Source organism: Shimwellia blattae DSM 4481 = NBRC 105725 (assembly GCF_000262305.1).
Lineage (GTDB): Bacteria > Pseudomonadota > Gammaproteobacteria > Enterobacterales > Enterobacteriaceae > Shimwellia > Shimwellia blattae.
In genome coordinates this window covers 1997126-2019595 of the sequence record NC_017910.1, presented here as the reverse complement: position 1 = coordinate 2019595, position 22470 = coordinate 1997126, and the positions used below count along the sequence as shown (strand labels likewise).

The 22470-nt window shown below is 53.2% G+C and carries 18 protein-coding genes; 6 read left to right on the top strand and 12 right to left on the bottom strand.

Annotation, left to right across the window (positions count from 1 at the left end; translation table 11 throughout):
- Positions 1-54 precede the first annotated feature (54 nt).
- Both EBL_RS09385 and EBL_RS09380 read right to left on the bottom strand, forming a co-directional pair.
- The gene (locus tag EBL_RS09385) at positions 55-1521 is read right to left on the bottom strand and encodes a pyridoxal phosphate-dependent decarboxylase family protein (protein WP_002440962.1); all 1467 of its coding nucleotides are present in this window, start codon (positions 1519-1521) and stop codon (positions 55-57) included.
- Complete coding sequence (locus tag EBL_RS09380) at positions 1521-2918, bottom strand: diaminobutyrate--2-oxoglutarate transaminase (protein WP_002440963.1); 1398 nt, start codon at positions 2916-2918, stop codon at positions 1521-1523. Before EBL_RS09380 ends, EBL_RS09385 begins: the two co-directional genes overlap by 1 nt.
- Positions 2919-3438: 520 nt before the next feature.
- Here EBL_RS09380 and lysC point away from each other — a divergent pair.
- The gene (gene lysC, locus EBL_RS09375; protein WP_002440964.1) at positions 3439-4800 is read left to right on the top strand and encodes a lysine-sensitive aspartokinase 3; all 1362 of its coding nucleotides are present in this window, start codon (positions 3439-3441) and stop codon (positions 4798-4800) included.
- A 102-nt stretch (positions 4801-4902) separates the two neighbouring features.
- The gene (locus EBL_RS09370) at positions 4903-6600 is read left to right on the top strand and encodes an NAD-dependent malic enzyme (RefSeq protein ID WP_002440965.1); all 1698 of its coding nucleotides are present in this window, start codon (positions 4903-4905) and stop codon (positions 6598-6600) included.
- A 42-nt stretch (positions 6601-6642) separates the two neighbouring features.
- Here the strand turns inward: EBL_RS09370 and EBL_RS09365 are convergent, their stop codons facing one another.
- The 4 genes from EBL_RS09365 to EBL_RS09350 form a co-directional block, all read right to left on the bottom strand.
- Positions 6643-7905 carry an MFS transporter gene (locus EBL_RS09365; RefSeq protein WP_002440967.1) on the bottom strand — a complete coding sequence of 421 codons (1263 nt, stop codon included), beginning with the start codon at positions 7903-7905 and terminating at the stop codon, positions 6643-6645.
- Positions 7906-8019: 114 nt separating this feature from the next.
- Positions 8020-8997 carry a sugar phosphate isomerase/epimerase family protein gene (locus EBL_RS09360; protein WP_002440968.1) on the bottom strand — a complete coding sequence of 326 codons (978 nt, stop codon included), beginning with the start codon at positions 8995-8997 and terminating at the stop codon, positions 8020-8022.
- Complete coding sequence (locus tag EBL_RS09355; RefSeq protein WP_002440969.1) at positions 8994-9713, bottom strand: UTRA domain-containing protein; 720 nt, start codon at positions 9711-9713, stop codon at positions 8994-8996. The genes EBL_RS09360 and EBL_RS09355 overlap by 4 nt, the downstream gene beginning before the upstream one ends.
- A 211-nt stretch (positions 9714-9924) precedes the next feature.
- Positions 9925-10230 carry a monooxygenase gene (locus EBL_RS09350; RefSeq protein ID WP_002440970.1) on the bottom strand — a complete coding sequence of 102 codons (306 nt, stop codon included), beginning with the start codon at positions 10228-10230 and terminating at the stop codon, positions 9925-9927.
- Positions 10231-10444: 214 nt separating this feature from the next.
- On the opposite strand from EBL_RS09350, the gene EBL_RS09345 reads away from it, so the two are divergent.
- Both EBL_RS09345 and EBL_RS09340 read left to right on the top strand, forming a co-directional pair.
- Positions 10445-11506 carry a TAXI family TRAP transporter solute-binding subunit gene (locus tag EBL_RS09345; RefSeq protein ID WP_002440971.1) on the top strand — a complete coding sequence of 354 codons (1062 nt, stop codon included), beginning with the start codon at positions 10445-10447 and terminating at the stop codon, positions 11504-11506.
- The gene (locus EBL_RS09340) at positions 11496-13448 is read left to right on the top strand and encodes a TRAP transporter permease (RefSeq protein ID WP_002440973.1); all 1953 of its coding nucleotides are present in this window, start codon (positions 11496-11498) and stop codon (positions 13446-13448) included. Before EBL_RS09345 ends, EBL_RS09340 begins: the two co-directional genes overlap by 11 nt.
- 39 nt (positions 13449-13487) lie before the next feature.
- Here EBL_RS09340 and EBL_RS09335 read toward each other — a convergent pair whose 3' ends face one another.
- Together EBL_RS09335 and EBL_RS09330 are read right to left on the bottom strand one after the other, a co-directional pair.
- A complete protein-coding gene (locus tag EBL_RS09335; RefSeq protein WP_002440975.1) occupies positions 13488-14879 on the bottom strand; it encodes an NAD-dependent succinate-semialdehyde dehydrogenase in 1392 nt (463 codons plus the stop codon).
- A gap of 234 nt (positions 14880-15113) precedes the next feature.
- Positions 15114-15788, bottom strand: coding sequence for an MmcQ/YjbR family DNA-binding protein (locus EBL_RS09330; protein WP_002440976.1), 675 nt, complete (start codon positions 15786-15788; stop codon positions 15114-15116).
- A gap of 428 nt (positions 15789-16216) precedes the next feature.
- On the opposite strand from EBL_RS09330, the gene EBL_RS19885 reads away from it, so the two are divergent.
- The gene (locus EBL_RS19885) at positions 16217-16639 is read left to right on the top strand and encodes a hypothetical protein (RefSeq protein WP_002440977.1); all 423 of its coding nucleotides are present in this window, start codon (positions 16217-16219) and stop codon (positions 16637-16639) included.
- A 437-nt stretch (positions 16640-17076) separates the two neighbouring features.
- Positions 17077-17526: a hypothetical protein gene (locus EBL_RS09325; RefSeq protein WP_002440978.1), complete on the top strand. Its 450-nt coding sequence runs from the start codon at positions 17077-17079 to the stop codon at positions 17524-17526.
- A 25-nt stretch (positions 17527-17551) separates the two neighbouring features.
- Here EBL_RS09325 and EBL_RS09320 read toward each other — a convergent pair whose 3' ends face one another.
- The 4 genes from EBL_RS09320 to EBL_RS09305 all read right to left on the bottom strand — a co-directional run bounded on the left by EBL_RS09320 (position 17552) and on the right by EBL_RS09305 (position 22298).
- A complete protein-coding gene (locus EBL_RS09320; RefSeq protein WP_002440979.1) occupies positions 17552-19861 on the bottom strand; it encodes a hypothetical protein in 2310 nt (769 codons plus the stop codon).
- Positions 19862-19926: 65 nt separating this feature from the next.
- Positions 19927-20418, bottom strand: coding sequence for a GlcG/HbpS family heme-binding protein (locus tag EBL_RS09315; RefSeq protein ID WP_002440980.1), 492 nt, complete (start codon positions 20416-20418; stop codon positions 19927-19929).
- A 74-nt stretch (positions 20419-20492) separates the two neighbouring features.
- A complete protein-coding gene (locus tag EBL_RS09310; protein ID WP_002440981.1) occupies positions 20493-21131 on the bottom strand; it encodes a response regulator transcription factor in 639 nt (212 codons plus the stop codon).
- A 114-nt stretch (positions 21132-21245) separates the two neighbouring features.
- A complete protein-coding gene (locus EBL_RS09305) occupies positions 21246-22298 on the bottom strand; it encodes an NAD(P)-dependent alcohol dehydrogenase (RefSeq protein ID WP_002440982.1) in 1053 nt (350 codons plus the stop codon).
- Between the last annotated feature and the right edge of the window lie 172 nt (positions 22299-22470).

The window sequence follows — 22470 nt, the reverse complement described above, 5'->3', positions numbered from 1 at the left end:
ACAGGCTGTTCAGCCGGAGGTAGCGCCCCGGCTGAACAGTAAAGCGGTGCGGGATCAGGCGCCGTTCAGCACTTGCTGCGCGGTTTGCTCCACACTGGCCAGCAGGCGTTTCATATCCTCCAGGCTGACGGTCGGGTTAAGCAGCGTGAGCTTCAGGCAGGTCACCCCACCGGCTTGCGTCACGCCAACATTCGCACGACCAGAGGCCAGCAGCGCATCCCCCGTCTGCTGGTTCAGCAGGGAAACATCTGCCGTGCTCCACTGCGGCGGGTGAACCCGGAACAACACGCTGGCCAGCTGGGGCTGCATTATCAGCTCCAGATTTTCGCAGCCGTCAATAAAGCGCGCCACCTCCTGGGCCAGGGTCACACCATGGTCAATAAGCGCCCCATACTGTTTACTGCCCAGTGCCTCAAGGCCCATCCACAGTTTCAGGGCATCAAACCGGCGCGTGGTCTGCAGCGATTTGGCAACCAGGTTCGGCACCCCCTGCTGCGCATCAAAATCAGAGTTGAGATAAGCCGCCTGATAGCGCATCAGTTCATAGTGGCGGGCATCTTTGAGTAAAAATGCCCCGCAGCTAATGGTCTGGAAGAACTGCTTATGAAAATCCAGGGTGATCGAATCCGCCAGCTCAAGGCCGTGCAGGTAGTGGCGATATTGCTCAGAGAGCAGCAGCGCCCCGCCCCAGGCCGCATCAACATGGAGCCAGATCTGGTGCTCTGCCGCCAGGGCCGCAATGTCCGCCAGGGGATCTATCGCCCCTGCGTCGGTGGTCCCGGCGGTGGCGACAATGGCCATCACCTGCTCACCTCTGGCCTGCGCCAGGGCCAGCTGATCGGCCAGATCCACCATATCCATACGCGAGAAGCGATCGCACTTTACCTGGATGACCGACTGATAACCGAGCCCCATCAGCGCCATGTTTTTCTGCACGGAGAAGTGAGCATGCCCGGAGCAGAGCACTTTGATTTTTGCCGGGCTCCCGCCCAGGCCATGCTGTTGCACAGAGTGCCCCTGGCGGGCGAAAAAGGCATCCCGGGCCAGCATCAGTCCCATCAGGTTGCTCTGGGTGCCGCCACTGGTGAAAACACCGGCGTCCCCGGCGCTGTAGCCCACCCGCTCCCGCAGCCACTCTACCAGCCGGATTTCCAGCATCGTGGCCGACGGGCTCTGATCCCAGGAGTCCATACTCTGGTTGGTGGCGTTAATCAGCACTTCGGCGGCCTGGCTAATCACCAGGCTCGGGCAGTGTAAATGCGCCACACACTGCGGGTGATGCACGGAAAGGCTGTCGTTGAGAAAGAGCTCAACCGCCCGCCCGATCGCGGCCTGGTTTCCCAGCCCTTCCTCGTTAAACGCCAGCTGGATACGCTCGCGTAACTCAGCAACGGTTTTGCCCCGGTACATGTCCGGCTGTTGTAGCCAGTCAACGACCGCCCGGGTACTCTGATCGATGGCATCCTGATAGGCGGCAATACTGCCCGCCGCGCCAGACAGGACAGGATAAGTTCCGGACATCATACCCCCCTGGTATCAGCTGGCTTCAGGCCCGCGCCCTGAAGTGCGGTCTCGAATTTATCGAGGAAAATCTTCAGTTCCCCGCTGGTTATCAGCAGCGACGGCAGCAGGCGCAGCACGCAACCATTGCGCCCGCCGCGCTCAAGGATCAGGCCACCTTCGAAGCATTTTTTCTGGATAAGAGCAGCAAGCTCGCCATCTGCCGGGTAGCATCCCTGGCGATCGGGGGCCGCTGCCGGGTTAACCATCTCGATACCGATCATCAGGCCACGGCCGCGGATATGGCCTATGGCCGGGTAACGCTGCTGCAGACCGCGCAGTTCAGACTTCAGCCACTCGCCCTGGTCTGCGACTTTCGCGGCAATATTTTCTTCTTTCAGGATCTTCAGCGTGGTCAGGCCGGTAGCCATTGCCAGCTGGTTACCGCGGAATGTGCCGGTGTGGTGCCCCGGGGACCAGGCGTCAAACTGCTTTTTGATCCCCAGAACGGCCAGCGGCAGCCCGCCGCCAACGGCTTTTGACATCACGATGATATCCGGCTCAATAGCGGCATGTTCAAAGGCGAAGAATTTACCGCTGCGGGCAAAACCGGCCTGCACTTCATCAACAATCAGCAAAATGCCGTGCTCACGGGTCACGTTGCGGATCCGCTGTAGCCAGGCCGCCGGTGCCGGGTTCACGCCCCCTTCTCCCTGAATCGCTTCCAGGATCACCGCCGCGGGCTTACGCACCCCGCTTTCCACGTCGGAAATCAGGTTTTCAAAATAGTCGCTCAGGGCCTGCACGCCAGCCTCGCCGCCAATGCCCAGCGGGCAGCGGTATTCCCTGGGGTACGGCATAAACTGCACGTCGGGCATCATGCCGTGGACGGCCTCCTTCGGGGAGAGATTGCCGGTGACCGCCAGCGCCCCGTGGGTCATGCCGTGATAGCCGCCGGAAAAGCTGATAATGCCGGAGCGCCCGGTCACTTTCTTCGCCAGTTTCAGCGCCGCTTCTACCGCATCCGCGCCGGAAGGCCCGGTAAACTGCAGGCAGTATTCCTTTCCTTCGCCGGGTAATAGCGATAATAAGTACGCAGAAAATGCGTCTTTTAACGGGGTGGTTAAATCGAGTGTATGTAACGGTAAGCCACTGGTAATGACATTTTGAATGCTTTGCAGCACATCAGGATGGTTATGACCCAGCGCCAGTGTACCGGCGCCTGCCAGGCAATCAAGATACTGATTATTTTCTACGTCGGTTAACCATGCACCCTGCGCCCGGGCAATAGCAAATGGCAACTTACGGGGATAGCTCCTGACATTAGACTCAAATTCTGCCTGTCTCGCCAGAAAGGTTTCATTGCTCTGAGGTTCTGAATGGGCATTCAAAGTATTAATACGGACTTTATCCGTCATCATATCACTCCCACAACCCGGGATATCAATAACCCCGGATTGAATAATGGTTATAAGAAAATAAAGGCAAAAAAAGCGCGGCTAATATATGTTGTTTTGGTTCGCTGCTCAATATTTTATTTTGTATGGCAAATAAATAATTTTCTCTTTAAAATCAAAGTGAAACGCAAAAATCACCGGTAGTCATATATTTTATGTGGTTAATAACGCCATGCAAAATGCCCGGAGTATTAGCCAGACACCTATTCAGGCTGGCGATTATGAAAATTTGTGAAACTATCGCCTCACCGCAGTAAATCCCTTAACATGCTGGTTATTGCCTCTCTGCAACTGACCATTTCCGGGAACCAAAAACCTTCCGGGAAGCCATAATAAATGGCATTAATAAAGCCACTTTCACAGTGAAACAGACTATTCGTGTGGCGGGAATTCAGAGAGGAACTCCGTAATAGTGAAATATTAAAGCATAACCCCCGGTAGCGCGGCGGCAGAAATTACAGTGCCCTGAAATGAGAATGTTATGACAAGTATTTACCCCCCTGTTGTTGTCGCCAAATTTGGCGGAACCAGCGTGGCTGATTTTGACGCCATGCGCCGCAGTGCTGATATTGTCCTGGCCGATAACCAGGTTCGCCTGGTGGTGTTGTCTGCCAGCGCGGGCGTCACCAATTTGCTGGTTGAACTTGCCAGGGGGATGGAGGCACGCTACCGCGATGATCATCTGGAGACCCTGCGCGCGATTCAGTACCAGATAGTCGACCGGCTAAAACAGCCTGACGGGATCAGGGCGCAGGTCGATAGCCTGATTGATAATATTGCCCGCCTGGCCCGGGAGGCCGCCTTACAGCCCACCGCCATGCTGACGGACGAGCTGGTCAGCCACGGCGAGCTGCTGTCCACGCTGATTTTTACCGCCATCGTGCACGAGCGCGGGGTGGAAACCCGGTGGTTTGATGTCAGAACCGTGCTGCGCACGACCAGCCACTTTGGCCAGGCCCAGCCGGTTGTTGATGAGATAGCCCGCCTGGCCCGGTGCCACCTGGGCCCATGCCTTGAGAACGGGCTGGTTGTCACCCAGGGCTTTATCGGCCGCGATGAACACGGCCACACCACAACCCTCGGGCGCGGTGGCAGTGACTATACCGCCGCCTTACTGGGAGAGGCCCTTTCCGCAGGCCGGGTCGATATCTGGACGGATGTTGCCGGGATCTACACCACCGATCCGCGTATTGTGCCGGCGGCCCGGCCCATCGCCACCCTCTCCTTTGCAGAAGCCAGTGAAATGGCCACCTTTGGCGCCAAAGTGTTGCACCCGGCCACACTGCTGCCCGCCGTTCGCCGGGATATTCCGGTATTTGTCGGCTCCAGTAAGCAGCCTGCCGGGGGCGGGACCACTGTCTGCCGCCAGTCTGACAGCCTGCCCTTATACCGGGCGCTGGCGGTGCGCCGTAACCAGACGCTGCTGCGCCTGTATAACCCGGATATGCTGCATGCCTGCGGGTTTCTGGCCGATATTTTCGCCCTGCTGGCCAGCCACAATATTACCGTGGATCTGGTGACCACCTCGGAGGTCAGTATTGCGCTGACCCTGGATAACACCGGCGCCACCTCCGGCAATGCAGAGATCCTGAGCCCGGCCCTGCTGGACGCGCTGAACGCCCGCTGCCGGGTAGAGATCGAAAACGATCTGGCGCTGGTAACCCTGATAGGTAACCGCCTCTCCCGGGAAAACGGCGTCTGCAACGCGGTATTCTCCCGCCTGGAGCGGGATAACATCCGGCTGATTTGTTATGGCGCCTCTGACCATAACCTGTGTTTTCTGATGCCGGGCGCCAGCGCCGATGACGCCATCAGAAAACTGCACCGGCATCTCTTTGAATAATGGTGATGGTAAAGAATAGACGCTTTTTTGTATGATATCCCCCCGTGACTAGTGGCTCCCGGGAACATGCTCCCGGGGACTCTTACCCCCGGAGTAACAGAGATGGATACCCAGATCAAAAAGCAACGCCCGCTCTATATCCCCTATGCAGGCCCGGTCCTGCTGGAATTTCCCCGGCTGAATAAAGGCAGTGCTTTCAGCCTTGAGGAGCGCGCCAGCTTTAACCTCACCGGCCTGTTGCCGGACGTGGTGGAAACGATTGAGGAACAGGCAGAGCGCGCCTGGCTGCAGTTTAAAGGCTTTAAAACCGCCATCGATCAGCACATTTACCTGCGCAATATTCAGGATACCAACGAAACCCTGTTTTACCGGCTGGTGGATGATCACCTGGAAGAGATGATGCCGGTGATTTATACCCCCACCGTGGGTGCCGCCTGTGAGCGATTTTCTGAGATCTACCGCCGGGCGCGGGGGATTTTTATCTCCTGGAAGAACCGCCACAATATGGATGATATTCTGCAAAACGTGCCGAATAACACCATCAAAGTGATCGTCGTGACTGACGGTGAGCGTATCCTCGGGCTCGGGGATCAGGGGATCGGCGGTATGGGGATCCCTATTGGTAAGCTCTCGCTGTATACGGCCTGTGGCGGGATAAGCCCGGCGTACACCCTGCCGGTGGTGCTGGATGTGGGCACCAATAACCAGCAGTTACTCAATGATCCGCTGTATATGGGCACCCGCAGCCCGCGTATTGCGGATGAAGAATACTTCCAGTTTGTGGATGAGTTTGTGCAGGCGGTAAAACAACGCTGGCCTAATGTGCTGATCCAGTTCGAGGATTTTGCCCAGAAAAACGCCATGCCGTTGTTAAACCGCTACCGTGATGAGGTGTGCTGCTTTAACGATGATATTCAGGGCACCGCCGCGGTCACGGTCGGGGCGCTGATTGCCGCCAGCCGCGCGGCGGGCAGCCAGCTGAGCGAGCAGAAGATAGTTTTCCTCGGTGCAGGCTCCGCCGGGTGCGGTATAGCAGAGCAGATTATCTCCCAGATCAAACGGGAAGGCTTAAGCGATGAGCAGGCCCGCCAGCGGGTATTTATGGTGGATCGTTTTGGCCTGCTGACCGATCAGATGCCCACGCTGATGCCCTTCCAGAGTAAGCTGGTCCAGAAATATGACAGCCTGAGCCAGTGGGATACCCACAGCGAAACCCTGTCGCTGCTGGATGTTATCCGTAATGTGAAGCCGGATATTCTGATTGGTGTTTCCGGGCAAACCGGGTTATTCACCGAAGAGATTATTCGTGAAATGCATAAGCACTGCGCCCATCCTATTGTGATGCCCCTGTCTAACCCGACATCCCGGGTTGAGGCCACCCCGCAGGATATTATCGCCTGGACCGATGGCAATGCCCTGGTGGCGACCGGTAGCCCATTTGCTCCGGTTATCTGGAAGGACAAAATCTACCCCATTGCCCAGTGTAACAACGCCTATATCTTCCCGGGGATCGGGCTTGGGGTGATTGCCAGCGGTGCCTCGCGCATTACCGACGAGATGATGATGTCCGCCAGTGAGACGCTGGCCCTGCACTCCCCGCTGGTCACCGATCCTGATGGCCAGGTGCTGCCCTCACTCAGTGAGATCCAGTCGGTATCGAAGGCGATTGCTTTTGCCGTCGGGCGGATGGCTCAGCAGCAGGGTATTGCAACCAATACCTCCGCCAGTGCGCTGCAACAGGCCATTGAAGATAACTTCTGGCGCCCGGAATACCGCAGCTACCGGCGCACCTCGATTTAACCCGGCTCCCGTGGGCGCATGTGCGCCCACGGTTTAACGCAATTAATTCACCCGGGCATTGTTATTTTTACGAATACGGCTGACTAAAATCCCGCTGATAATAATACCTGCGCAGGCAAAACAAGCCATCAGACCAAAAACGATTTGATACCCCGCCATTCCGGGGAATTTATCAAGAATATGCCCGTACAGACTGAAGCAAAACATGGCCGGGGCATAGCCGATAAAACTGCTCATTGCCATTGCGGAGCCCGTTTGTGACGCCTCTATTCCGGATTCACCAATCGGGGCAAAAAATACTGCGCGCTGTGTAAATATCACGGCGCCAAAACTCAGCGTGCACAGCATCCCCATATACACAGACATATTTTCATGGGGCAGGACAATCAGCACCCCGAGCATAATCGCACTGATAATAAAGGTCAGGAAAAGATAACGGCTGGGGGATTTTAATACTTTATCTGCAATCATCCCGCCCACCGGGCCGCCAATCATTTTCAGACCGTACTGGTTAATAATACCGTAAGCACCCACCAGAGCCACCGGCAGCGCATAAATATTACTCAGGAACGGAATGAAAAAGGTCAGCCCGCAGTATACCGAATAGACACAGAACACACTGCAGGCAACCAGCCAGACGGTTTTGTTTTTCAGCACGCTGCCCATTTTGTTGTTCTGGCTGTCGCTGGCAGGTGCGCTTGCTATCCTGGCCGGGGTGTCGCTGTGCTCAGCGCTCTTCATCACGAAAAAGATGACTATCCCCACCACAATGGCGGTGATGGAGTAAAACAGGATCCCGCCCCTGAACCCCAGCAGTGTTCCGCCCAGGGCGGCAAAAATCGCCAGTGCAGAAAATGCGACAATGGTATCGACAATACCGCGCCCGGTTTCGAAGAAGCCAAACAGACGCCCCTGCTGTGTGCTGTCTCCCAGCAGGCTGACCGATTTGAGTAATACCGGCCAGTTAAGCATGTCGCAGGTTACCCCAAACAAGGCCCAGACAAATAATATTCCCCAGTATCCCGGCATTGTTGATAAATAGAGGCCAAGTAACCCGGTCGCCACCAGTGAAAATGACATCGTAAAACGTCTGGGCAGTTTATCGGAAAAATAGACAGACAGAAAAAAGCCAATGGTGGTCACTATCGAGTTAACCGACATGGCATTGCCTATTTGCCCGTTGGTTAAATGAAAATATTCCTGCATGGGAATATAAAAAGCATCTTTCAGTGACGGTAATTTATATATTGTACCGCCACATAAAATCAGCAGACTGAACAGTGTCCACTTCTTTTTTGTCAGCATAAAAAGTTCCACGTAAAAGGATATATACTCGCCACACCCTGCATTACAGGCATGTCTCCACCGCCACGTGACGTGGTGATTTATGGTGTGGCTGAATGTTTTTAATTATTTATTTCAGGCGGCTTGTAATACTCGCCGGGCGTTTTCAGTTAATTCATTAATAATATTGCGTACGTAGCTTATCTGATTCAGCGCATCCTGATATTCCTGCGCCAGCCGCTGCGCAACATTGCCGGTGGGTAATGGGGTTTCGCTCATTTCCCGCCACGGGATCCACGGATTATCCCCTTCGCTGGCGTAACGGAATGCCGGTGCGTAGTAGTCCACCTCTTCTTCCAGGCCGTATGCTGTTACCTGTGGTGTCTCTTCTCCCAGGCAGATAAGATTTTTTAACAGCTCGCGAAACGGAAGATCCCCCTGGCCAGATGCACATGCCCGGTGACCGGTTCCCTGCGCTTCGTGGGTGATTTGGGCATCTTTAATATGCACCTGTGTCACTGCCGGAGCCATGACTGCCAGGGCGTTGAGAGGATCTTCCGCCGCATTAATCATATTGGCAAAGTCGAACAGCAGAGAAAGCTGCGGGAAATCAGCCTCCTGAACCAGTGCCAGCAGCTCGGCACTTTTCAAATCCTCATGCTGCTCCAGGGTAAAGCTCAGCCCGCTGTGCTGATAATGCTGTTTGAGATACTGAATATCGCCACGGATCCGTTGTAAAACTTCCTGCAGGTGCCCCTCATAGCGTGGGTAAAACCGTACTGAACTGGCGCCGACATTCAGGGCAATATTCACCGCCTGATCGAGGGTTGCGGCATCCGACGCGCTGGTTTCAATATGAATATCCAGCCCGGCCTGGCGTGCCTGCTGCCCAAAATTTGCCAGCCGGGAAGGATCGGCACAGGCAAGGGAGCGGGTTTCGCCGTCCAGAACGTGTATTTTCACTCCGCGAAGCTGCTGCTGTGCGGCAATCAGCAGCAAATCTTCCGGTAATATTTTTTCTGTCCGCATATTGAGATGGAACGCATAGGCATGCAGGTAAAGCGGCAGATCATCCGCCCTCTGCATAATTTTAACTGCCTGTTGTAAATTCATTTTGACTCCCGTAAGTCGATAAAAAAATCAACGGATTCAAACCGCCAGTATTCAATATCAATTTGTACTACCCGCCCCTGACTGTCTGCCCGGTGCTTTTCCACCAGAATCGACGGGGTGCTGGGGGTGCCGCCAATCTCCCGGCAGGCTTCCCCGGTTAAGCGGGTTGGTCTGAAGGCCAGATGACGGGTATGTGTTTGTGTCTGATAGTGTTGCGCCCACACTTCCGCAAACGCGTTGTTGCCCAGGTGGCTGATAAAGTCCGGCGCAGTCAGCGGATTGATCCAGGTCTGGTGATAGAACACTTTATGGTTATCCAGCGCTCCCCAGCCACAAATCAGATATACCGGATCTTCCGGGCTAAGCTGCAGATTCTGGCAAATAACGGCCGGTGCGTGATCTACCGTTTCGCAGGAGATATAGCGCCAGGAAGGGATACGCCCCTGCTCCAGGGCCGCCTGTTTAAAGCTGGTGGAGGACTCCGGGTTGTAGTTAAAACGTGGCAGTGCGGCAAACCAGCCTTTGCGATCCTTTCTGAAGATACGGCCTTCCGACTCCAGGGCCAGTAACCCCTGGCGCAGGGTCATGCGTTTAACCCCCAGTAACTCGCATAATTCCCGCTCAGAGGGCAACTTACTGCCAAGACCGACAACGCCATCATCCAGCCAGGCTGCCAGCCGGGCTTTTGCGTATTCTACTGTGGAGGTTGCTTCCATGAATTAATCCTTTTGGTTTAAACCAGATTGTGTAGACGTTAAACTTTCCTGCCAGGTATGACAATAACCCGATTCCGGTCTGATAACGTTATGTGAAGACTCTCACAGTTCAATTGGGGCGCGGAGCCAGACTCAGCAAACGAAGGCGATTTATGCGGGGATTCAGGACCCTGAGGGTTACCTCAGGGTTTTTTGTCAGAAATCAGGGAGTTTATAAAGGAGCGTGGTTAATGGCGCTTAATTCCTGGTTGGCCGCCAGGATCTGATAGCGGATCCCGGTCACGCCAAATGAGGCCAGCCGGGCGCTGTGTTTCTCCACATACTGGCTGGCACTTTCGTGGCTGGTAAACAGGTAAATCCCGCCGGCTATATTTTCTGCTGCGCTCTCTGTCCAGATTTTCCAGACAAACCCCGGCTCCTGGTTAATTGATTCGGCCAGTTCCCGCAGTGATGCCGCCATTTCCGCGCCAAACGGGCCGGACCAGGTAAAGTGAATCTGTAAAATTGTCGGTGACATGTTCCCCTCCCGGGTTAGTTATTTTCGCTGTGGCATGATGGTGCCGGTTTTTCTGTGCACGCATCAGATACAAATTGCAATTATTATTAACAAATAAGTATCCATTTGCTTACATCTGATCACATTTTGGGCATGTGAAGGTCGCCGCACTTTTCTTCATGTTGTATACCAGTTGCCTCTACATGGCGAATCACCATCACCTGCAGAGGTAATAATGGCATCCCGGAAAACAAAAGTATTGCTTGGTGTAATTGGCATAGCTCTTATCGTTACGCTGGCGATCGCTGGTAAAAAAGAGAATCAGAACAAGACCTTTCTTTCCATCGCAACGGCCTCTACCGGAGGGACCTATTATCCGATAGGCGTGGGGCTGGCAAATGTCTGGAGTAACGCACTGAAAGACAGGAATGTGCAGGTGACCGGCCAGTCATCCGCAGGCTCCATTGAAAATATCGATCTGATGAAAAAGAATGAGGCCCAGCTCTCGATCCTGCAAAGCCTGATGGCCGTTGAGGCCTGGGAAGGGGTTCGTAACTTCGAAGGCCGTCCCTATAAGGATTTGCGCAGTATCTCGATGCTCTGGCCGAATGTGGAACACTTCGTTTTGATGGATAACCGCCTGAAAAAAGGCGATTTGGGTGATATCGCTAATACCCGCTACTCTGTTGGCCCGCAGGCCAGCGGCACTGAGCAGTCCACCATCATTATTATGCGGGGTATCTCGCTGTCTAAAGCCAGTATCAGCCCGGAATACCTGGGTTACGGAGATACGGTCTCCGCCATGCGCGATGGCCGTCTTGATGGTGGCGCCCTGCCCGCTGGTGTCCCGGCTTCAGCGGTAACAGATTTATATGCCAGCGGCGTGAAAGCCCGTCTGCTGAACGTGACGGACGAGCAACTGGCGGCGGTGAATCGGGTGGCTAACTCCTGGTTTCGTTTTGAGATCCCGGCGCAAACCTACCCCGGGCAAAGTGAAGTGGTGCACACCATAGCCCAGCCGAATATTCTGGCAACTACGCGATTCCTCGATGAACAAACCGCATATACCCTGACCAAAGCGATGTTTGAAAATCTGACGGCGGTTCACGGGGTGCACAGTTCCGCCAAATATATCTCGCTGGGAAATGCCCTTAAAGGGGTTGCCGTTCCGCTGCATATCGGGGCCTGGCGTTACTACCGCGAAGCAGGAATTGACATCCCCGATGAGCTGACACCCCCTGAAGCCCGCGATATTGCCCGTAACAGCGTAGAGGGAGGATCACATCATGAGCAGTAATAATGTTGAGCTGAATGCGCAGGATCTGGATAAAGAAGCCGGAAGCGGCAGCCGTGAATTAACCGGTATTTACTTAACCCTTACCCGTATTCTCGCGATTGCGATTTCCCTGTATGCCATCTGGTCGAATGCCCTGTCCAATAGCCAGGAGTTTTACCGGAATACTCTTTTCCTGGTGGGTATTCTGTGTCTCGGGTTTATTTTGTTCCCGTTCAGTAAAAAGCATGCTACCCGGCGCTTTAATTTTTGGGACTATCTGTTTATCGCGCTGACACTGATAAGTTACGGTTATTTCTACTTTTTCTATTATGACCTGCATGTGGTGCGCAAAAGTGTGCCGAATCTGACCGATTATGTTATGGCGGCTATTGGTATTGCCGTGTTATTTGAAGGTGCCAGGCGCACAACCGGCTATTTTATTCCCGGGCTGGCAACGCTTGCGATCATCTATGCCATTTTTGGTCAGTATTTTCTCGGTATTTTCGGCCATGCGGGCTTCTCGGTAGAGCGCCTGCTCTACCGCCTGTTTATGACCAGTGAGGGGATCTTCGGTATTACGTTGTCCACCGCTTCCACGGCAATCGTGGTGTTTATCTTATTTGGTGCATTTCTCAGTGTCAGTGGTGCCACTTTGTTGTTTAACGATCTGGCGATGGCTGTTGCTGGCAGGCGTCGCGGTGGCCCGGCACAAGTGGCGGTGATCTCCTCGGCGCTGACGGGCTCCCTGAGCGGTAGTGCCGTAGCCAATGTGGCAACAACCGGCACCTTTACCATCCCGCTGATGAAGTCTATCGGGTTAACCCCGCGCTTTGCCGGTGCCGTTGAGGCCACCGCCTCTACCGGCGGAATGATCATGCCGCCCATTATGGGGGCTGCGGCCTTTATTATGGCGGGTTTCCTCGGGATTTCTTACGGCACTATTGTGATGGCGGCTGTTATTCCGGCCCTGCTCTATTATGGTGCGCTGGTGATCGCTATTGATTTTGAAGCCAGGAAACAGGGGCTTAAGGGGATCAGTAAAGAAAATATCCCCCGGGTTAAAACTATCCTCAAACAGCGCGGGCTATTACTGCTACCGCTGATTATTGTTATCGGCACCCTCCTCACCGGCAGAACACCTATTTATGCGGGCTTCCTCGGGATCCTGTCGATTATTGCCGCCAGCTGGCTCTCTCTGGATACCTCAGTACGCATGACGCCGAAAAAGATCGCCATCGCGCTGGATGAAGCCGCCCGCGGCTCCATTCAGGTCACTCTCGCCTGCGCGGCTATTGGCGTGATTATTTGCGTCGTCACAATGACCGGTATTGGCGCTACCCTTGCCTTTAATATTGTCGCCATGACAGGTGGCGAGCTGTGGCTGATTCTGGTTGTTGTGATGGTGGTCTGTATTGTGCTGAGTATGGGGCTTCCTTCCACGGCGCTGTATATTGTGGTGGCCGTTACAGCGTCACCGATCCTGATTCAGGCTGGCGTTAACCCGCTGGCAGCGCACTTTTTCGTGTTCTGGTTTGGGGCGTTGTCGAATATCACCCCGCCGGTGGCGCTGGCCAGCTACACCGCCGCCAGTATTGCCCGCTCAGACCCGATGCAAACCTCATGGACAGCTGTACGTCTGGCGCTCCCCGGATTTGTGATCCCCTTTATGCTGGTTTATAACCCCGGGATGCTGCTCCAGGGCGACGGTATCACTGCTTTCTCGATTATCCATATGGTGGTCAGTGCACTGGTGGGTATTTACGCGCTGTCTGCAGCCAGTACCCGCTTCTGGAGGATGCGCACAACCTGGCTGGAAACCCTTGTGCTGGTTGCGGCTGCATTGCTGTTGATCAAGCCGGGGTTGTACACCGATATTGGCGGATTATGTCTGATTGGTGTGGCCTGGTTACTGCATCTGGCCCGGGTTAAGCGCCAGCCAGTTACCGGTCATGTGGATGCCTGACGAATAAATCGGGCCGTCCTGGCTGACGGCCCGTACAGATCAGAATTCCGCATCAATATCGACGATGGAGATCAGTTTGTGATTCACAAACTCTTTGATCCCCAGGCCAATTAATTCACGGCCATAACCGGAGCGGCGAATCCCGCCAAACGGTAAATCGGCTTTAACCCGGGTCGGATGGTTAATATAGACCATCCCGGTGGAGAGGCGTTTCGCCAGTTCAGCCCCGTGTGCCGTATCGCGGGTAAAGATAGCGCCGCCAAGTCCAAACGGGGAATCATTAGCAATACGCAAGGCATCGTCTTCGTTTTCAGCACGGAAAATCATCGACACCGGGCCGAAGAACTCCATGTTGTATGCCGGGTTATCAGGCGTGACATTGGTGAGGATTGTCGGCTGAACAAACGCACCACGGTGAGGGACTTTCGGCCCGACTTCGAGGGCGATTGCCCCGTGATCAACAGCTAACTGGATTTTTTGTTTAACTTCATCCGCCGCCTGGCGGGATGAAAGCGGTGCCAGTGTGGTGGTGGCATCAGAGGGATCGCCTGCGCGCAGTGCCGCGACACCGGCAATATAGCGCTCCATAAAAGCATCGTACACTTCGGTGGCAATAATCATCCGTTTTGAAGAGACACACACCTGACCACCATTCCAGTGGCGGCCAAACACGGCCCATTTAGCGCTCTTATCAAGATCGGCATCCCGGAGCACGATAAATGCGTCGGACCCGCCCAGCTCCAGAGTGGATTTTTTCAGTGCACTGGCGGCCTGGCGGGCAACAACGGCCCCGGCAGCTTCAGAGCCCGTCAGCGCTACCCCCTGAACACGCGGATCGTTGAGGATCATCTCAATCTGGCTGCGGGTCGCATAAAGATTGATAAATGCCCCTTCCGGAAGCCCGGCGTCGCGCATCAGTTTTTCAAACCGCGCCGCACTCTGGGGCACGTTAGAGGCATGCTTCAGTAAGACGGTATTACCTGCCGACAGCTGGGGCGCAATAATGCGGGCTATCTGGTAATAGGGAAAATTCCACGGCTCAATAGCGAGCAGGACACCCAGCGGCTCATGGACCACTTGCGAGGTCGCCTCTTCAGGGTTTGCCGCCGGTAAGATATCCGGTGCCAGCAGGCGTTCGGCGTTATGAACGTAGTATTCGAAAATCCGGGCGGACAGCTCGACCTCTGCCAGGGCTTCGCTGTGCAGCTTGCCCATTTCCAGTGTCAGCAGGCGGGCAAGGTCATCCTGTTGCTGGCGCAGTAGATCAGCGGCGCGCTGTAAAATCGCCCCGCGGCTGGCGAAACTTTCGTCGCGCCAGGCGGTGAATGCAGAGTGAGACCTGGCAATGGCGTCGGATACTTCGGCGTCGGTTGCATCCGCAAAGGTTTTAATCAGTTCCCCGGTGTACGGGTTTGTTGTTGCATATGCCATGGATAAGCTCCTTAGTTCACGGTAGCCGCGTGGCGGCTACTGGCTGGTCTGTGATCTTAGGAGCCTGGCGGAGAAGAACATAGTCAGGAGTTTTGCTGTCTGACATCAGAATTATTGAATGTTTATTTTGTAACTACTGGTTTTTTAATTTGCAAAATAACCTTACATGTAGTGAATGAAATAAGATTTCAACATGATTATTAATATAAAACTCTGATGTGAATTTATGGCGGGCTACTTCCTGGCGGCCAGCTGGTAGCTGTCGTCAATACGGCTGAAAATCTCCCCGCTTGCCACCGGGCCATCCAGCACGATGGTTATCCAGTGTTTTTTGTTCATATGGAACCCGGGGAAATAGTGCACATTGTCGGTCAGCTGGATGACTGCATCCGGATCCATGCGCAAATCAAGAATTTCAATGGGCCCTTCTCCGGCCAGGCCGAGGCTGGCGGGCCGGGTGGTCAGGAGTGCGCCATACCATTTTTGATTATCGCTGCGCCGGAAGATGGCATTGTCCGGAAAGCGCGGCCACAGAAATTCCAGCTCATGGTGATAACGGGTGCGGATATAGTCCACCACCTGGCAGGCCTGCCCGGTTTTAAACACCGACACGGGGAAACAGTGCCCGGCAATATCCTCCAGAACCTGTTGCCAGGCCTCGCGTACGGCCCCCACAAAAGCCCCGGTGGTCCGGCTGATTTTATGCAGAATATACTCATCCCCGCTGGCGGTGTCCGTCAGTGTGGTGTCCACCTCGCCTGCGGCAGAAACGGTGACCTGCATACGGAACTGGCCATTCAGCAAGTGGGTTGTGTAGCAGTAATGCTCACTGTGGCGGGTAAAACCATAGGCCAGCAGTGCCGGGATATCGACGCTGCGCCGCTGAAATAAAGAGGAAATTTCCTGCATGATGGCGACCAGATAAGATTATGACTGCCCCATAGTATGCAGCGATGCGACAGCCGATGCCATCGGGCACGGCGCATTTTATGTCTTGTCAGACGGGCGTTCTGGCTGTGTTGTTGCCCCGGGCACCAGAATGGTGAAAGCTATAAGCATGTTGTAACTAATGCGTTATTGAATCGGGTTACCATATTTACCAACAAACGAGTTAATCAAGCCATCCGGAACATTCATCTCAGAATCCTGAAAGGACAGTATTTGGTATCTGCGCTCCACCAGCCAGTTACCTGATTAAGCAATTCCCCAACTAACTTAACTTTCAGTTCAAACCACGTCCCTTTGTGGTTTTTTGTTTACAAGCAATGAGATTACTTGCAAACTGGGTAGATCTCAAGAATGTCATGGTTCATTTTTCAATAAGCTATGGAGTAGCTATGAGGAAAAATCTATTAACCGCCCCTGTATTTTTATTAGTAGCGTTAACTTTTAATGTTTCCGCTAATGATATTATTTTTAGATGTAAGTTTGAAAATGATAAACAAGTCAGTCTATATAAAAAAGATAATGAAATAATCTACTCGTTTGGACGTGCCGGTTCAAAATCAGATCTGGAACTAAAAAGAAAAAAAGATCAACTATCTTTAAATTTTGAAAATTCATCAGGAAGATACATCACAAATTCAATTGAAATAAAAAATGGTATATACGATTACCAATTAACAACCAGTGTTGACAGAATCGCAGACGAACAAATCCCCTCGACTTCGTTAACAGTGAAGAAAAACAATAAAACCCTCACCACCCTTCCATGTATAAAAAATAGCGAGGAAGGTTCTTTAATTAGCATCAATGATTAATCAAAAATCCAATGGAAGATTTTCTTATTGCGAAAATCTTCTAAATTAATAAACCTTCGTTTTTTCTCATCTAACGAAAGCCCGGTATTTATAATGCACGAACGTCCTGTTTAGTCCAACTCCCGTCCAGGTAGCTTTTCTTGAATCCAGGCCTGAAAGACACGACAAATCACCAGTTGCGGTAGTCATTTAACTGAACAAGGTAGATTTAGATATGAGAGTTCTTGAAGTAGTGACCTGACTGCGGCTACACTGAAAGGACTGTATTTGGTATCTGCGCACCACCAAGCCAGTTAAGCAGTTACCCAATTGACTTAACCTTGATAAGACCATCTTCCCATGTGTTTCTTTGTTTACAAGCAAGGACATGACTCTCATACTGGATGGTTCTCAAGAAAAACATTTATGGGATATGATCCTAAGTAAAAGGAGGAAAAATGAAAACGTTACTGATAAAGGTATTAATGTCTATTTCTTTATTAATAACCACATATCAATCAAGTGCCTCTGATAGCTTGATTTTTCAATGTTATACGATTCAAAATAAAAAGGTAGAAATATTAAGAAATGATGATGTATTATATTACTCATATGGAACAGACAAGAAAAAAGATATTGTACTGAAAGAAAACCTTTACAACAATGAAATTCCTGGAATGTTTTCGCGTAATGTAATACTGGCTAACAAATCCGGTCCATATATTTACAATAACGTAATATTTAAAAATGGCGAATACGCATATACTGTTACAGTTTTAAGTGATATCAACGTCCCCTCCGAGAAAACATTTTCTGGTATCTACGTAACAAAAAACGGCTCGCGGATCGCAAAAATAAAATGTGTTGATAGTACAATAAAAGACCAGTTTGAGTCTTTGTATAAATAGAACATCGGGTTATACCTACGTCAATTTAAAATACATCACCGAATATTTTTTCATGGCTAAACCTGATTAGATTATTATACCTTAATGCTCTAGAGTCAGTGCCAGAGTTTACAACGTCGGTTATAGCTTCGCTTGCAGCACGAGTAACCCCGCCATCTGCTTTCTTGTATAACTCATACCTATCCCAAAAAAACAAAGCAGAACGCACTGCTTGCTTTATGGATGAGGATACTAGTTCTGGCTGCTCTTCAAAATCAAGAGATTCCCCCCACACCTTAGAACTATACTGAGTAAATACGCGATAGTTATAGCGCCCTGTCAATTGTTTCATACCTCGGCCTCGATAATCCCAACCATCATTTGGCATATGATTGCCATTTCGACCGCCGTAGGCTTTGTTTGCAATATTAACTTGATTAGCCTTGTGGTTTTCAGTTCGCCCATCCAAAAGTTGCTCTTCTGGATGCAAGCGATAATATAAAAACAGGTTCGGGAGCCTGGACGCAGAATAATCAAAGCTCTCGATAATAGAGAATTTCGGCCCCGTTTCCTGATAAACCTGAGCCATAAAGTGATACAGTCTTTCTTCTGTATTAAGGTGGCACAAATCCAGGTTGGCATTCAGTTCGTCAGCAACTTGCTGCAAAACAGAATCACTCACGTTATTTTCACTCGTCCATATTTTTCTGAGCATCGACACTGTGATCCTGCCTGCGTCTTTAACCGCAATAGCATCAAGAAACTTCACCGGATGCATATGCCAGACGGGTTTTCCCTCATCGAAAGGCGGTACCTGACTCATCCACTCCATTTTGTCGAGCCACGTTCTGACATAACCAGACAGCAGCATATCCATGTTTTTGAGATAGTCCGTCCAGCGCAGGTGACTGCTACCACCAGACCACTCACTGTCGTGTTTGATAACCAGACCGGCAACCAGATCCCTCACGTCCATCTCCGGATACTGCAGGGCCACATGCAGCTCGTGCCCGGACAGTTCGCCATCGCAGTTCAGATCCATCTTACGGATCAGCGCCTGATAATAATTCGACACCTGCATTTCACGAATACCACGTTCTGGTCGCACCCACTCTGAAAGATAGCTGAACGCCGATTTTACCCAGTTCTCATGCAGGGATTTTTCCATACTGGCCGTGGCTGACTGCTCAAACGCCGAGAATCCCCGTTTTGTCAGGTCATACTGGCCGATATCTGCATCCACGTCGTCGCCGCTCAGCCAGGCCCCCTGCCCTATATCAAACCAGCGCTTGCCAGCATTGTCAGTGAATGACGGGCATTTAGCCTGTGGCAGAATTTTGTGAATATCTTTCCGTACCTTTCCTCTGGTTTTGGTAAAGATGTCCCCGTTGCGGGTATACAAAAAGCTCTCCGGGTGAATATGAAGATATTTCTCCCCACTCGTGACGCTGGCGGCATTACGCAGAAAATCCGGCAGCCGGCCATCGGTACTGAGCACCTCGATATGCACATACGGATCTGTCTGCGTCTTATTCAGAGCACCAGGGATAATATCTTTCCCGAGGAAGCCCACCGCATCACCGGCGGCAACTGTTATTCTGGTGGCGGGCTTCATCACAGCGTCATAGGTTCGCTGCTTTATGGCCTGCTGCATCCATGCCGGAAGGTGTGCTGTATGTTTACCGTTCGGGATCATATACAACGGGTCGACCGACACCCAGAAGGCATTCCCGGTCATCTCGTTATGTTCATTCAGAAGCCGGGCAAGTCCGAAGGTCAGGGTATGTCCGCCCAGCCCAAAGTGGTTTTCACGTAATACCACAACTTTCTGCCCGGTCGTCAGCGTTTTTCCGGTTGGCGCCGGTGCCAGCTCGCCTGCCTTCTCCTGCCCGCTGTAATGATGGCAACGCAGTCTATTGCCCTGCACGGTAACCTGATAGCACGGAAGCACCGGAAAGTCTGATGGCGGTGTCAGCCCGAGATAAAGCGAGTAAAACTCCAGACTGTTAGCCGGTTTAGTCGGATCGGGCGTACAGACCGATTTCACCAGTACAAACGTACTGGAATACTGCAGCGTCTGCCCCAGCCAGGTATCGGTCAGATACTGACTGTTCAGGCGGTAAGCCACCACCTCCCCCCCGACCATAAACGGCAGCGGCTCCGCCGTATCAATGTTTTCAGGTGTCAGAAAGGACGACGGTGCACTTTCACGGCTGATATGAATGCCGCCGTGCCACATGCCATTGGTGCCTGCCAGCCAGGTGCCGTGAGGTTCACGTCCCACCTGAATCATCATCTCATCCAGCGTGCTGTAGTCTTTACCATTCGCCTTGCGGGCCGGAAAACAGATCTTCACGGGCAATTCCTTCTGCTTAACATGGTAAAAAGCCGCCACATACGGGTGGCGGCTTGTGGTCAGGCTCAGGCTTTCAGTGCAGCGGCACTGGCGGCCAGCGCGTCGGTCGCGCACTGCTGATCAAGATGCCCGCCGGGTGCTCCCCCCACCCCGATAGCGCCGATGGTCTCAGTACCCACTTTCACAGGAACCCCACCCGCCAGCAGCAGGAACCCGGGAATATTGCGCAGGTTTTCTGCCGCGGCGTTACTCTGGGCGCTTTTCATAACATTCTCGGACGGATTCTTCGTCGAGAGCGCCGTATACGCCTTCATGCGGCTGGCTTTCACCGTGTGGGGGCCGGCGTTATCCATCTTTTTCATCACCAGCGGGATACCGGCGCGATCAAGAACCGTCACGCTGACCTGGTAACCTTTCGCGTTACAGGCGCTGATGGTCTGGCTGGCCAGCTTATCCGCCAGCTCAAGGGAGAGGTTTTTACTGCTGAGAACGCCATCCGCCATGGCGGGGAGCGCCAGGCAACCGGCAAGAAGGATACCCGTTGAAATCACTTTCATTATTGTCAGCTCCATAGTCAGGAAAAGGAATAACGGACAATAAAAGAGGAACAGCTGGCTGGCTATAAGCAGGATTACCAGGACCCGGCGCGAGAGCGCGGCCCTGGCGGGTAAACATCGCTATAGCGGGTAAGAAGTTTGGTGACGGTGTTCACTTCCAGTTTACTGAAAATACTCGCCCGGTGCGCCTCCACGGTGCGGGGAGAAAGCGTCAGAAACCGGGCAATTTCCTTGCTGGCCTTGCCGCACATGATCTGGGCCAGCACGTCCTTTTCCCGGGGGGTGAGTAATGCCAGCTTGCCGCGCAAATCCTGCCGCCGCCGCTGGTGAAGGTGGCCCCTTCGCTGATGCTCCAGCGCATCGCCCACGGTATCCAGCAGTATGTTCATCTCCAGCGGCTTAGGCAGAAAATCAAACGCCCCCTGGCGAAACGCCTGACGACACAGGCCAACAGTGGCGTGGCGGCTCATAAGAATCACCGGGATAATCAGCCCCTGGGCCCGCCACTCCTCAAGGTGAATAAGCGCATATTCCCCCGCGTGGCGCACATCCGCCAGCACACAGCCACAAAGCGGTGTTAACTGCGGATTTGCCAGGCGAAACTGGCTGGCACTGGTATAGCTCCGGCACTGCCAGCCCGCCGCGTGCAGTGCCTGCCCTGCCACCTCCCGCACGGGGCCGTCCTGCTCAATAAGATAGATATATTGCTGCATAACCACTCCATTTCCCGGCAACTACCTGATTTATAAAAAGGCAGTATAAGTGGCATCCGCAGCGGGGTAACCTGGCGATAAAACGAAACCGGCACCGCCCGGCGCGCAAAAAAGTCAGATGAGGGTTTTCATATCGATAACAAACCGGTATTTAACGTCGCTCTTCTGCATTCGCTGCCAGGCATCATTAATGGTGGCAATATCAATCACCTCAATATCAGAGACCACGCCATGCTCAGCACAGAAATCGAGCATCTCCTGGGTTTCGGCAATACCACCAATACAGGAGCCCGCCACAGCGCGACGCCCGAGGATCATCGGCACGGTACTGACAGGCGGCGTCATATCCCCCAGCAGGCCAACAAACACCAGCGTACCGTCGAGCGTCAGGGTCGGCAGATAGGGGTTAATATCGTGCTCACAGGGCACCGTATCGATAATGACATCAAATTGTCCGCCCACCGCCGCCATTTGCGCCGCATCGGTAGAGAGCACCACATGGTGCGCCCCGAGACGCAGGGCATCGGCCTCTTTTCCCGGTGAGCGGGTAAATAATGTCACCTCCGCCCCCAGAGCATGGGCCAGTTTCAGCGCCATATGGCCAAGCCCGCCAAGGCCGACCACCGCCACTTTACTGTTGTGATTCACCCGCCAGTGGCGCAGCGGGGACCAGGTTGTGATCCCGGCACACAGGAGTGGCGCGGCGCCGTCCAGCGGCAGCCCCCGGGGGATCCGCAACACAAAATTCTCGCTACAGGTGATTGAGCGTGAATACCCGCCGTAAGTGGGCATATGATCATGGCGATCCATCCCGTTATAGGTCAGAACCGGCCCCTGCTGACAATACTGTTCCAGCCCCTGGCGGCAAGGATCGCAGGTGCGACAGGCATCCACCATGCAGCCAACCCCGACATTATCCCCGGGCTTAAACCGGGTGACCTCCGGCCCCACCGCACTGACCACACCGGTAATTTCATGGCCCGGCACCAGGGGATACTGGCTGCCCCCCCAGTCATTACGGGCCTGGTGGAGGTCCGAATGGCAGACACCGCAATAGAGAATATCAATCACCACATCATCTGCCCGCGGTGTACGCCGTGAAAACTGGAGAGGTGCCACTGGCGCCGTGGGGGAAAGCACCCCATAGCCTGAAACCTTGACCGTCATGATGCTGCTCCTGATTATGATTGCCCTCACTGAGCATAGCAGCTGGTCCGGGCCCCGTTATTCCCAGGGAAACAGGAGGCCAGCCCGCTTATTTACCCGGCGAATATCCATTACTGAAGATCAGCTAACCGCAGGTATTTACTCACCCTTCTGCGGGCGTTTAACATTGGTA